Raw genomic sequence first — 12568 nt, forward strand, 5'->3', positions numbered from 1 at the left:
ATCAGTTGAATTCCATTGTACTTTGCTAAGATTTCTGCAGACGGACTATAGTCGTTATTCGTAATGGCTAGCAATAAAAAAAACATTATTTTGTACATTTATTTTATCAAATGGACAAAAAAGAATTAAGCGAAAGGGATATTGAGAATTTATATATAACACCTGCTATTATTCAAGCGGGTTGGGATTTGCATACACAAATAAGGCAAAATGTAACGCTTACTCCGGGTCCTGTTGTTGTACGTGGCGAAATGTCGGCAAGGAACAAGAAAAAGAAAAAATTTGCCGATTATGTGCTTTCATGGAAACCCGGGACAAGAGTTGCAGTAATAGAATCCAAAGACAACAATTATTCAGTTAGTTCCGGAATGCAACAAGCATTGGGTTATGCAACCATTCTTGGAGTGCCAAGCGCATTCAGTTCAAACGGTGATGCGTTTGCATCACACAACAAAGTTCCCAAAGACGGAGAAGACATTGAAACTGAATTTCCACTTGAAAATTTTCCAAGCCCAAAAGAATTATGGGAACGATACAAGAAACTACACAACATAAAAGAAGCAGAAGAAGAATTGGTTTTGCAACCCTACTTCTCAGACGGTTCAAATAAAGAACCGAGATATTACCAAGTTGAAGCAATCAACAGAACAGTTGAAGCAGTTGCAAAAGGACAGAAAAGAATTTTGCTTGTAATGGCAACAGGCACGGGAAAAACCTACACAACATTCCAAATCATTTGGCGATTGTGGAAAGCCAAAGCAGTAAAGAGAATTTTATTTCTTGTTGACAGAAACATTTTAGCAGACCAAACTTTAGTAAACGATTTCAAACCGTTTGGTTCTGTGATGACAAAAATCAAGAATCGGAAAATTGACCCATCGTATGAAATTCACTTAGGACTTTATCAGGCAATGACTGGACCTGATGAAATAGATAAAATCTACAAGAGTGTTTCTCCTGATTTTTTTGACTTGATTGTTATTGATGAGTGCCACAGAGGAAGTGCAAACGATGATGCATCTTGGAAAGAAATTCTTGACTACTTCAAGAATGCAATACAAATTGGCTTGACTGCAACACCAAAGGAAACAGAGTATGCTTCAAACATTACTTACTTCGGGAAACCTGTTTACACCTACAGTTTGAAGCAAGGTATTCAAGACGGCTTTCTTGCTCCTTACAAAGTTGTGAAGATTGATATTGATAAGGATATTGACGGATGGACTCCACCAAAAGGAATGACAGATGATTTAGGTGAGGAAATTGAACATCGCACTTACAATCAAGCTGACATGGACAGAATTTTGGTTCTCAATCAGCGAACAAAGTTGGTTGCAAAAAGAGTTATGCAATTATTGAATGCAACGAACCCATTTTCAAAAACAATTATTTTCTGTGAGGACATTGACCATGCAGAACGAATGCGAAAAGCAATTGTAAATGCAGCGAGTAGAATTGCAACTGAAAATCCAAAGTATGTAATGCGGATTACAGGCGACAGTGTTGAAGGAAAAGCAGAACTTGACAACTTCATTGACCCCGAAAGTAAATTCCCTGTGATCGCAACTACATCAGATTTAATGACCACTGGTGTTGATGCAAAAACTTGTAAGTTAATTGTGCTTGACAAGACGATTAACTCAATGACCACCTTCAAACAAATTATCGGGAGAGGAACTCGTATTGATGAGGACAACAACAAGTACTTTTTTACAATCATGGATTTCAAAAAGGCAACCGAACATTTCAGCGATCCTGAGTTTGACGGTAAGCCGGTTGTTATTTACAATCCATCTCCCGATGATGACCCTGTTCCGCCTGACCCGGAAGGTGAAGACGATGGAACTGATAATGGAGAAGACGAAGACACAGGTGATGAAGGCAGAAAAAAAATTGTTGTGAGTGGTGTTCCTGCAAAAATTAAAAATGAACGAATTGAATATCTCGGCGAAGATGGAAAACTGATTACAGAATCATATAGAGATTTTTCCAAAAAGCAAGTTCATCAGGAGTTTGCTTCACTTGATGATTTCCTGGTAAAATGGAATGATGCGAGTAAAAAACAAATCATCATTGACTTGCTGGAAGAACACGGAGTTGTGTTAGAAAATCTTGCTGAAATAGTTGGCAAGGATTTCAGCGACTTTGATTTGATATGTCATGTTGCATTCGGACAACTACCACTCACTCGAAATGAAAGAGCCAACAATGTGAAGAAGCGAAACTACTTTACAAAATATGGCGAACAGGCAAGAGCAGTGCTTACAGGATTGTTGGATTTGTATGCCGATAAAGGCGTTTCAAGTATTGAGAATGCAAAAGTTCTTAACCTGAAACCATTCAGTGACATTGGAACTCCTTTGGAAATTATCAAAGAAGTATTCGGCGGGAAAGAAAACTACGAGAAAGCAATCAAAGAATTGGAATATGAACTTTTTAAACAAGAGAAAGTAGCATGAGTAATGTATCAGGCGTAATAAAATCCATTCAGGATATAATGCGGAAAGATGTTGGCGTTGATGGTGATGCTCAACGCATCAGCCAGTTGGTATGGCTATTCTTTTTAAAAATCCTTGATGACAGAGAAGATGAATTAGAATTGACAGAAGACGATTACAATTCACCATTGCCTGAAAAATTGCGTTGGAGAAATTGGGCAAAAGATTCAGAAGGAATCACGGGTGATGAATTATTGAACTTCGTGAACAATGAATTATTTCCGACACTCAAAAACAAATTGAAAGTTGATGGAGACGACAGCAAGAGAGCATTAGTGATTAAAAATGTTTTTGAAGATGCTTACAACTACATGAAGTCTGGAACATTGCTTCGGCAAGTTGTAAATAAAATTTGCGAAATAGATTTCAATGCTTCTGGTGACCGTCACACATTCGGCAGCATATATGAACAGATATTGAAAGATTTGCAGAGTGCTGGCAACGCAGGTGAATTCTATACACCAAGGGCAGTAACAACTTTTATTGTAAACAGAATTGCTCCACAATTAGAAGAAACAGTTCTTGACCCTGCGTGTGGCACAGGAGGATTTCTTACCAATGTGATTGAATACAAACGGGAGCACTATGTAAGATCAGCAGCGGAAGAAGAAATATTGCAAAAGACAATTAACGGAGTGGAGAAAAAGGCACTACCTCACATGCTTTGCACCACTAACATGATTTTGCACGGGATAGATGTTCCGATCAATATTAAACACGACAACACACTTGCACGTCCATTGCGTGACTACACTAATGCGGACAGAGTCAACATTGTTGTTACAAATCCGCCTTTCGGTGGAATGGAAGAAGATGGAATTGAAAACAACTTCCCTGCAACTTTCAGAACAAGAGAAACCGCCAATCTTTTCATGGCATTAATAATTCACATTCTCAAAACTGATGGCAGGGCTGCTGTTGTATTGCCTGATGGATTTTTATTTGGCGAAGGCATACAAACACGACTGAAAGAAAAATTATTTGCCGAATGTAATCTGCATACAATTGTGCGGTTGCCTAATGGTGTGTTTAATCCGTACACAGGAATAAGAACCAACATTTTGTTTTTTACAAAAGGGAAACCGACAGAGCATGTTTGGTATTATGAGCATCCGTATCCCGAAGGTGTTGTGAACTACAACAAAACAAAACCGATGCGGTTTGAAGAGTTTGAAACAGAAATAAAATGGTGGGGAACAGAAGCCGATGGATTTGTTGCAAGAGTTGAGACCGAACAAGCATGGAAAGTTTCTGCACAAAGTATCATTGAAAGGAATTACAACCTTGATATTAAAAACCCACATGTGGGTGAGCAGGTAAGCCACGACCCTGATGAATTACTTGCCCAATATCAAAACGAACAATCTGAAATTTCTAATCTGCGAAATCAACTGAAAGAAATTTTAGCCGAAGCACTAACCAAATAAAATGATTGAGAGTATATTAAAAAGCTTTGAAGTTTGGACAGATGCTCAAGGAATAAAATCAAAAGGCAGAGTAAAGAGCATTGACAACATTAGTTTTGAGGGAATCTCACGGCTAAGAGACCTCGTTTTGGACTTAGCAATTCGTGGAAAATTAGTATTTCAAAATGGTGATGATGATTCTGCAAGTATTCTTCTTGAAAAATCAGAAACAGAAAAAGATAAACTTATTGAACAAGGGAAAATAAAAAAGCATAAGCAGTTAGAAGAAATTACCGAAAACAATTTTCCGTTTGAATTGCCAAATGGGTGGCAGTGGGCTTGGTTTGCAGATGCCTATTTTTTTCAGGAAGGTCCTGGAATTAGGAATTGGCAATTCAGGACAAAAGGAATCAAACTTCTAAATGTTCAGAATATTGTCAACAACAAACTTATACTTGACAACACGGATAAATACATTGATGAAAAAGAATACACTGAAAAATATCTTCACTTCACGATTGAGGAAAACGATTTGTTATTTGCGAGTTCAGGAGGTAGTTGGGGGAAGTCCGCTTTTTTTTCTGACCCGGGCTACAAGGTAATCGTGAATACAAGTACTATTCGTATTCATCCTTATGTTCAGGATAGTTCAAAAAACTATTTAAAATATTTTCTTGATTCAAGTTTTTTCAAGCAGCAAATGATTGCACAATTGGTTGGAATGCAACCCAACTTTGGCAGCACTCATTTATTAAAAATTTTAGTGCCCATTCCCCCATCAGCCGAGCAATTCCGCATTGCAGAAAAGGTTGAGGAACTAATCTCTGTTTGTGACAAATTGGAAGAAGAAAAAGCAAACAATTTAAAAACACATCAATACTTAGTTGACTGTTTACTTGAGACACTTACAAATGCTGCTAATGCAGATGAATTGCATTCTGCTTGGGAAAAAATTTCAGAACAATTTGAGACACTTTTCTGCACAGACGAAAGTATTGACCAGTTGAAAGAAACGATTTTGCAGTTGGCTGTAATGGGGAAATTAACAAAACAAAATCCGAAAGATGAAAGTGCAAGTCTTTTGCTAGAAAGAATAAATGATATAAAACAGAAACTGATTGAAGATGAATTAATCAGGAAAGAAAATAAATTAACTGATGTTCCAGTTGTCGAACAACCTTTCGTACTACCTGAAAACTGGAGTTGGGTGAGATTGGGAACTATCACAAATAAAATTGGTTCAGGTAGCACTCCAAAAGGTGGCAAAGAAGTTTATTCCGAAAATGGGATTTTATTTCTGCGTTCTCAAAATATAAGAAATGAAGGGCTACTTCTTGATGATGTTGTTTATATTGATAAAATCACAAATGAAAAAATGAGCAATTCTATTGTCATGCTCAACGACATTTTGCTCAACATTACTGGCGGCTCTTTAGGTCGGAGCACAATCTTTTTAGATGCTGAAAAGAAAGCGAATGTCAGTCAGCATGTTACAATCATTCGTCCAACTTTAGAGGAATCAAGTCCATACCTTCATTTGTGCATACTTTCTCCTTATGTCCAAAACTTAATTTGGGGTCGCCAAGTAGGTGCAAATAGAGAAGGACTTAGTAAAAAAATTCTTGAACAATTTGAAATCCCCTATCCACCTCTTTTAGAACAAAAGAGAATTGTAGAAAAGGTCAAAGAATTATTCAGCTTTTGTGATTCGCTCAAAAGAAAAATTGAAAAAGCAAACGAAATTAATTTGTCACTTTCCCAAACTGTTCTTGATTTTATTTGATGAAACCAAAACTTAATAGTGGCGTTTGGTGCGAAAGTGATAGTCATTTTCGGTACGAATATTATCCTGACTTCAATGAATGGATTGATAACGATGATAATTTAGCAATTCAGGAAAAATTTAAAATTGAAGGATTAGCGAATCCTAGTAAAGCATTTTTTGCCGGTGACAATGAAGCGTATAATCAAGCTTTTCAAGAATATCGGGAAGAAAGGATTAATCAAATACTCGGAGAGGAATTTATCTTAGACAATTTCGGTGATAGACATTGGTTCGAAAGAAACATTGAACGCTTTGAGCAACTTGAAAATTATTTGATTGATGGTTCCGTAGTTCCGTTTGTCGGCGCAGGTTTATCTGTTGAAAGTGGTTTTCCTACTTGGAGAAAGCATTTGATTCAACAAGGAAGAACATCAGGGCTTGATACAGCACATGTAGAAGACCTGTTGAACAACGGACAATATGAAACAGTAATTCAGGAAATAGAAACGCAAGGTTACAGAGATGCATTCATTCAGGAGCTACGAGATGTGTTTTCAAAAATTGGCAAAATCACTCCCACAACTCTTCGGCTTACAGAATTATTCAGCGACACAATCATCACAACAAATTACGACCATATACTTGAACAAGTGTACTCCACAGGAGCACAAAATAATATTCAGTTGCTTGACAGTTCAAATATCACCGACAGAGTTGACATCAATAAAACTACCATCATCAAATTGCATGGTGACATCAAACAACCGACACGGTGTATCATTAGCAAAAACCAATATGATGCTGCTTATGGCAACGGAGCACTTGACCTGGCTTTACCAATTCCAAAAGTGTTGAGTTACCATTATCGCACAAGCAATTTACTTTTTCTCGGTTGCAGTTTAAACCGTGACAGAACAATGGACGTTTTTCAGGCAGTGAAAAATCAAATGGGTGACACAGACAGACCACAACATTTCTCTATTGAATCAATGCCAGACAATGAAGCAGAGTTGACAGTTCGAAATAATTACTTGCTAAGTTTCGGCATCACACCAATTTGGTTTCCTAAAGGAAGTTATGATTTCATTGAACAGATTTTGCGTTTAGCAAAAAACGAAATGCGATACAGAGGAAATATACCGGGGGTAAGAAAGGCAGTTGAAGAAAAAGTTCTGGTAGTAACAACAACAACTGAAAAACCTACTTGGAGAAAAAAAACAATTAGTTTTATTTCAAAACTTTTCGGCAACTAGTTAAAAAATATCCTACACACCAAGTCAGACACATTTGCAAGGCAAACTAAGCAACATTCACATTACATTTTTATATCACCGATATCTGTTTCCCTCATTTTACCATCACCGGCTTTCAGTTTGAACTGTCGACAAATTGTCGACAGTTCAAACCCGTCTTCGCTCTTCACTCTTTTTTTCATCTTGAACCAATAGTCCCGGGGATTGATGCTGTTGGTCGGTACTTCTACTACATCAATGACAGAGAAATATACTTATAATCAGCATATTATGAAACTGCATGAATGATATTTTATTAAAAAATCATTCATTTTCACTAATTTCTTACTTTTGGGGGTATGAAATCCGTAGATGCTTTAAAAAATAGGCTCAAAGTTGGGGGGGTGTATCGCCGAATCGATCTTCAACAATGGTCAACCTCAGTAGACCGACATTTACAGGAATTGGTTGAAGACGGCATGCTGGAAAAGTTATCCGGCGGGCTTTACTATGTGCCTAAGCGAAGTGTCTTTGGAAATGCCCCGGCAGATGAAAATGAACTGATAGGCAGTTTTTTGAAAGATGATCGGTTTTTAGTGATGTCGCCGAATGATTACAATTCACTGGGTGTGGGAACAACACAGTTATATAATACGAGGAAGGTGTATAATTACAGGAGACATGGCGACTTCAGGTTGGGAAACCGGTTTTTCCACTTCGTCCGTAAACCGTATGTACCTGAAAAGATGTCGAAAGAATTCCTGCTGGTTGACCTTGTAAACAATTTAAAACATCTTGCTGAGGATCAGTCCGCAATATTGGAGAATGTAAGAGGAAAAGCTCCTGAAATGAACCAAAAAAAGCTGAAACAGATGATTGATTATTGGGGAACAGTCAATACCAAAAAGATATTCTCGTCTATTTTGTCATAAAAATTATGGCATCAATATATCTGCATAATCATAAAGATTTTCCAGACTTGCTGAAGATACTGGAAAGTGAGACGAATATCCTGTCCGGATTGATCGAAAAAGATTACTGGATCATGCATGTATTATATGGATTGAAACAACAAGGATATGATTTCCAATTGAAAGGTGGCACTTCATTGTCGAAGGGGTTTGGCCTGATTAGCCGTTTTTCTGAGGATATAGATATCCATATTACCCCGCCCAAGGAACTAGGGATCAATGAAAATCCCAAAAATAATAAGCCGGCGAATATTCAAAAGAAAAAGGGCTATTACGATCGACTGGCAAGGGAAATGAAGATCGACGGCATTGTAAGCATAGAGCGGGATACTTTGTTTGATAATCCCGAAAATTACAATAGCGGCGGAATCCGGCTATATTATAAAAAGCTGACCGGAAGCATAGGAGGGGTGAAAGACGGCATTTTATTGGAAGCGGGCTATGACACCGTGACCCCGAATATGCCGGTAACCATCACCTCTTGGGCGTTGGATAGGGCAAAAGCCACCTCCGGTATTGATATCATTGATAACCGGGCATTTGATGTTGCCTGTTATGACTACCGGTATACATTTGTTGAAAAGCTGCAAACGATTGCTACTAAATTCCGAAAGGAGATGAATTCGGGGGAAACGGCAACCAATTATATGCGCCAATATTTCGATGTATATTCACTCTTAGCTGATAAAGCCGTACAGGAATTCATCGGTACGGAGGCCTATAAGGAGCATAAAGAGCGGCGGTTTCCCAAAGATGACCTTATAACCCCTCTGGGCCAAAATGAGGCTTTTTTGCTAAATGATCGGGCTATACGGGATAACTTGCGAAAGCGATACGAATTGGCCTCAGCTCTGTATTACAAAGGGCAACCGCCTTTTGATGAAATCCTGAATCGAATTCATCTGTCTCTCGATCGGTTGTAGCCATCCAAACTCCGGAATCTATAAAAGGCATATGTCTATAACATATGCCAAACAGTGCCCACGTAGACACTAATTTTACAGATTATTTACTGATTTGAACAGTTCTGATATAGCTTTCAAAAAGGGGAAATAATCTCCCCTCCCTTTTAATCCTATAAAAACCGTTCATTTTATAGTCAAATCCAGCCGCTTTATGTGACACGACCGGATTTGATATTTAAAGCTTCATGTCACTCGTATAAGGCTTTTCCACGCTCAATAAATAATAGGTCATCGTAAGCCAGACTCAGTGGGTCAAGCAACTTTTTTGATTTCAAATAGGAATACCTTCTTTTCTCCTTCTCAAAATCACTGGCTTGAGCGTTGAATTTAAAGCCTTCCGCCTTGCCTTTATCGAAAGCAGATGGATTTTGACGCATCATTTCCTGAATTTCTGCCCAATTATACAAAACTTTTGATCCTATTTTTTGACAACCAAGCAACCCTTTTTTCTTCCAATTATAGATGGTAGGTTTAGAACATTTAAGCCGGGCAGTCAGTTCATCGATCGTTATTAAATCGGAGTAGGTTGATGTTTTTTCTACAAAGTCTATGAAGCATTGATTGATGGTGTCCCTGACAAGCTGTTTTAATTCATCAAAACTTACATGTATTGTTAACATAGGTTTCAATATGGGTTGTGTTATAATGATTGTTTTTTCAATATGAACTGATCTGCGAAATCTCCGGATTCTAGTACATCATCCTTTTTATTGCCGCAAACCCTAAACATCTTAGATCGAATTTGCTCCGGTATTAATGAAGATACCCCGGTATCCAAAATCGACAAAGTAGGGGCATATTTCTTTTCTGCCCGGTTAATAAGTGTCGATTTGATATAGAAATAACGATTGATGATAGCTTCATAAAGTAACCCCTCTTTCAGATTCGCAGTTTGGATATACGCACAATTGCACTTTTCGTAGATTGGCTCTGAGAGAGTAAGCTCAAAGTATTCGATGGGGACAGGTTTCTTTAAACTATCCTTTTGGATGTGGGTTATAAATGCTACAATTATTTCGATGCTGTCAGTTTTATTTATTTTTTTCATAACTGATTTTTGAAAGTTCAATTAATTTGTTGATGTCTTCACGCTTAAAAAGGACCTTCCCACCGAGTTTGTGTTTGAGTAGTTTTCCTTCTTTTACCCAGTTATGGATAGTAGCCCTTGTTACCCCGAAGAGTTCCATTAAATCTGCTATTTGATAGAAATCTTTGGGTTGGTTCTTAAGGAGACTTTTTAACGAAACTATTTCATCCTTCAACGCTTTTGTTTCGGCTAAATAAGTTGCAAAACATTCTTGAAGAAATGCTTTAAACTCATTTTTTTGTAACCCTTCTATATATGACATGAGTTAGCGTTTTTCTCAGTGTTTTGGTAATTAGCAAGGGAATCCAAATTCCAAAATTCATTCATTTTAAGCAGCTTACTTTTTTCAGACACTTTGAGGTATTTTTTCAAAGTATCCCATTTACGAATACCTGTTATTTTCATGATCATTTCGGTCTGCATGCCTTTTTCATAAGAAAGCGTAATAAATGTACGTCTTCCTGTGTGAGTGCTGATTAATTTATATTTAGGCTCTGTAATAGATATTCTATTGGAACCATTAAACTTTTCAATCATGGTAAGTTCTTCAATTCCGGCAATTTTTGCGGCCTCTTTGATATGTTGATTGATTTTGGGGTTTGAAAAAGAAGGTGGTAAAGGTCTGCCTGAATATTTTCCACTGTATTTATCCATGATTCTTCTGGCAAAGCCATTTATGGGAATAAACAATGTATCCTTCGTCTTTTTTGTTTTTAAAACGATAAAATCGTCTTTAATATTTTCATTCCGAAGCCCTCCAATGTCAGAAAATCGAAGCCCGGTAAAGCATTCAAAACAGAGATAATCTCTTGCAATACTTTGTTGTGCATTTAAACTATTACAGGTGTACAAATTGAAAAGCTCTGTTTCTGTCAATGCTACAATGTCGATATCTTCCTTGATTGTTTTAAAGTTATGGAAATTAAACTTAATGTCAGTAAGCTCATGCCTCATTACGTAGTTAAGAAAGACTTTAAGATTTTTGATCTGCCCTCCTACCGTATTATTCAAATGCTTAAGATCATTAATCAGAAAATTTTGAAATTTCTCATAAAACGAAGTATTGATACATTCGAATGAAATCTCACGGCCGAAAGCCTTTTCAAATTTCATCAATATAGTTTTTCCACGTTTATATTGGGCAATGGTAGACTTCGTGCGAATACTTCTTGAACTGGCTATGAATTGCTCATACAAAACAAAAAAATTGGATTCAATTTTCATGTCACTTTCCGATACCGGGTTACTGTTTTTATAGGCTTCCGTTTTAAGAATGTTCTCCCTGAACAGTTTTTCTACTTCCGAAACCCGTAACTGGCTTCCTGTAATAATAGATTCCTTTTCAATTTCTTTAATAACCTTTTCACAGCTTTCCAGCTTTTCATTGTTTTCATAATCTTCCAGACTGGTGGCCTTAAGCCTGTTTTTAAGCCAATTGCTCTTGGTAGCATAAACTTTGGTTGAAAACCTGAATTTTTCTCCTCTGTCCTGATAGCACATCAATACAGGGAACAGGTTTTGCTTGTTCGCTTTTTTCAGATAAAATTTCAGTGTTGCCATATAGGTGTCAAATTTGGTGTCAAAAGCTTTAAATCTGCTTTGACATTGTTCGACACAAATATTTAATTGAAATCGCTGAAACCATTGTTAATATTAGGTTCCACGTTAAAATAAAGAAAACGGTGTCAAATAATGTCAAGCTATTTGACGACCTCCATCCTCCCAGCGGGATCACTTCTTTTACATTAGGTCGCTGAAAATCAGCGGCCTAATTTTTTTTACTCTATTCGGCTTTGCTTATTGAGTTTGTTAATACACAATTTTTCTATTCCCGCAGGGGCTGGTCTGGCCTTGCCGTCCTTGCATTAACAATATACTCGGGTTGAAATGTTGCATTATTATTCCCTGGTACCGAAGCGTCTCCGGCACCACACAATGCCACGGGGGGGGGGACACTGCGGAAAAATAAAACTATATTTATAGTATACTAATACTTTTTACAGCTAATAAAAATGGAGATATATCCTTCTGAGGTTTCACCAAAATTCATTGACTTGTTCATGAACCAAATGAAAATGACTGAAGAGGAATTTTCAACAGTACTTTCTTTTTTCAGAAGAGAATATGTTCCCCGTAAATTCTTTTTCCTGAAAGCGGGGCAGATAGCAAAATATAAAGCGTATATCAATAAAGGAAGTGTACGCAACTTTACCACTGATGAAAAAGGCGGTGAGCATATTTTGTATTTTTCCTTTGAAGATTGGTGGGTAGGCGACCTGGAGAGTTTTTATAACCAGCAGCCGGCTACTATAAATGTGCAGGCAATGGAAGATTGTGAAATACTTTGTCTTCAAAAAAATGACCTGGAAAGATTAGGAGAACAAATTCCTAAACTGAAACAACTCTTTGTTGAAAAAGAAAAGAGATCTCTATTCTCACATATTCAAAGACTCCAGGAAGTAAAGTCATTGTCTGCCGAAGACCGGTATCTCAATCTCATTAATAAACACCCGGAAATATTCCAGCGCATCCCTCTTCAATACATTGCCATGTATCTTGACATTGAACCACAATCCCTCAGCCGCATGCGAAAAAGACTCAGCTGTAAATAATTTTCTTAACCCGGGTTAAGTCATTAATTAAC

Annotated in this window: 11 protein-coding genes; 7 read left to right on the forward strand and 4 right to left on the reverse strand. The window is 37.3% G+C overall.

What is annotated here, in order from left to right; all coding sequences use genetic code 11:
- Positions 1 to 110 precede the first annotated feature (110 nt).
- The 6 genes from hsdR to SEDOR53_RS0114905 all read left to right on the forward strand — a co-directional run bounded on the left by hsdR (position 111) and on the right by SEDOR53_RS0114905 (position 8795).
- The gene (gene hsdR / locus SEDOR53_RS0114875; RefSeq protein WP_026770435.1) at positions 111 to 2459 is read left to right on the forward strand and encodes an EcoAI/FtnUII family type I restriction enzme subunit R; all 2349 of its coding nucleotides are present in this window, start codon (positions 111 to 113) and stop codon (positions 2457 to 2459) included.
- Positions 2456 to 3925: a class I SAM-dependent DNA methyltransferase gene (locus tag SEDOR53_RS0114880; RefSeq protein WP_026770436.1), complete on the forward strand. Its 1470-nt coding sequence runs from the start codon at positions 2456 to 2458 to the stop codon at positions 3923 to 3925. Before hsdR ends, SEDOR53_RS0114880 begins: the two co-directional genes overlap by 4 nt.
- Position 3926: 1 nt before the next feature.
- On the forward strand, positions 3927 to 5687 hold the full coding sequence (locus SEDOR53_RS0114885; protein WP_026770437.1) for a restriction endonuclease subunit S: 1761 nt from the start codon (positions 3927 to 3929) through the stop codon (positions 5685 to 5687).
- Positions 5687 to 6922: an SIR2 family protein gene (locus SEDOR53_RS18190; protein ID WP_051416675.1), complete on the forward strand. Its 1236-nt coding sequence runs from the start codon at positions 5687 to 5689 to the stop codon at positions 6920 to 6922. Before SEDOR53_RS0114885 ends, SEDOR53_RS18190 begins: the two co-directional genes overlap by 1 nt.
- A 338-nt stretch (positions 6923 to 7260) precedes the next feature.
- Positions 7261 to 7833 carry a hypothetical protein gene (locus SEDOR53_RS0114900; protein ID WP_026770438.1) on the forward strand — a complete coding sequence of 191 codons (573 nt, stop codon included), beginning with the start codon at positions 7261 to 7263 and terminating at the stop codon, positions 7831 to 7833.
- The gene (locus SEDOR53_RS0114905; protein WP_198018971.1) at positions 7785 to 8795 is read left to right on the forward strand and encodes a nucleotidyl transferase AbiEii/AbiGii toxin family protein; all 1011 of its coding nucleotides are present in this window, start codon (positions 7785 to 7787) and stop codon (positions 8793 to 8795) included. Before SEDOR53_RS0114900 ends, SEDOR53_RS0114905 begins: the two co-directional genes overlap by 49 nt.
- Positions 8796 to 9025: 230 nt before the next feature.
- On the opposite strand, the gene SEDOR53_RS0114910 is transcribed toward SEDOR53_RS0114905, so the two are convergent.
- The 4 genes from SEDOR53_RS0114910 to SEDOR53_RS0114925 are packed head-to-tail and all read right to left on the reverse strand — an operon-like array spanning position 9026 to position 11484.
- Complete coding sequence (locus tag SEDOR53_RS0114910; protein ID WP_026770440.1) at positions 9026 to 9457, reverse strand: helix-turn-helix domain-containing protein; 432 nt, start codon at positions 9455 to 9457, stop codon at positions 9026 to 9028.
- Between the two features lie 20 nt (positions 9458 to 9477).
- Positions 9478 to 9885, reverse strand: coding sequence for a hypothetical protein (locus SEDOR53_RS0114915; protein WP_026770441.1), 408 nt, complete (start codon positions 9883 to 9885; stop codon positions 9478 to 9480).
- A complete protein-coding gene (locus tag SEDOR53_RS18200; RefSeq protein WP_037361425.1) occupies positions 9869 to 10186 on the reverse strand; it encodes a helix-turn-helix domain-containing protein in 318 nt (105 codons plus the stop codon). The genes SEDOR53_RS0114915 and SEDOR53_RS18200 overlap by 17 nt, the downstream gene beginning before the upstream one ends.
- Positions 10174 to 11484, reverse strand: a complete 1311-nt coding sequence (locus SEDOR53_RS0114925) for a site-specific integrase (RefSeq protein WP_026770442.1) — start codon at positions 11482 to 11484, stop codon at positions 10174 to 10176. Before SEDOR53_RS0114925 ends, SEDOR53_RS18200 begins: the two co-directional genes overlap by 13 nt.
- A gap of 500 nt (positions 11485 to 11984) precedes the next feature.
- Here SEDOR53_RS0114925 and SEDOR53_RS0114930 point away from each other — a divergent pair, with 500 nt between their 5' ends.
- A complete protein-coding gene (locus tag SEDOR53_RS0114930) occupies positions 11985 to 12536 on the forward strand; it encodes a Crp/Fnr family transcriptional regulator (RefSeq protein WP_037362092.1) in 552 nt (183 codons plus the stop codon).
- Positions 12537 to 12568: the final 32 nt, after the last annotated feature.

Source organism: Asinibacterium sp. OR53 (assembly GCF_000515315.1).
Lineage (GTDB): Bacteria > Bacteroidota > Bacteroidia > Chitinophagales > Chitinophagaceae > Sediminibacterium.

Bases quoted from the DNA above. Each gene is read 5' to 3' on its own strand.
- SEDOR53_RS0114900 (WP_026770438.1), top strand. From the start codon at position 7,261: ATGAAATCCGTAGATGCTTTAAAAAATAGGCTCAAAGTTGGGGGGGTG.
- SEDOR53_RS0114880 (WP_026770436.1), top strand. From the start codon at position 2,456: ATGAGTAATGTATCAGGCGTAATAAAATCCATTCAGGATATAATGCGG.
- SEDOR53_RS0114930 (WP_037362092.1), top strand. From the start codon at position 11,985: ATGAACCAAATGAAAATGACTGAAGAGGAATTTTCAACAGTACTTTCT.
- hsdR (WP_026770435.1), top strand. From the start codon at position 111: ATGGACAAAAAAGAATTAAGCGAAAGGGATATTGAGAATTTATATATA.
- SEDOR53_RS0114885 (WP_026770437.1), top strand. From the start codon at position 3,927: ATGATTGAGAGTATATTAAAAAGCTTTGAAGTTTGGACAGATGCTCAA.
- SEDOR53_RS0114910 (WP_026770440.1), bottom strand. From the start codon at position 9,457: ATGTTAACAATACATGTAAGTTTTGATGAATTAAAACAGCTTGTCAGG.
- SEDOR53_RS0114925 (WP_026770442.1), bottom strand. From the start codon at position 11,484: ATGGCAACACTGAAATTTTATCTGAAAAAAGCGAACAAGCAAAACCTG.
- SEDOR53_RS18190 (WP_051416675.1), top strand. From the start codon at position 5,687: ATGAAACCAAAACTTAATAGTGGCGTTTGGTGCGAAAGTGATAGTCAT.
- SEDOR53_RS0114915 (WP_026770441.1), bottom strand. From the start codon at position 9,885: ATGAAAAAAATAAATAAAACTGACAGCATCGAAATAATTGTAGCATTT.
- SEDOR53_RS18200 (WP_037361425.1), bottom strand. From the start codon at position 10,186: ATGTCATATATAGAAGGGTTACAAAAAAATGAGTTTAAAGCATTTCTT.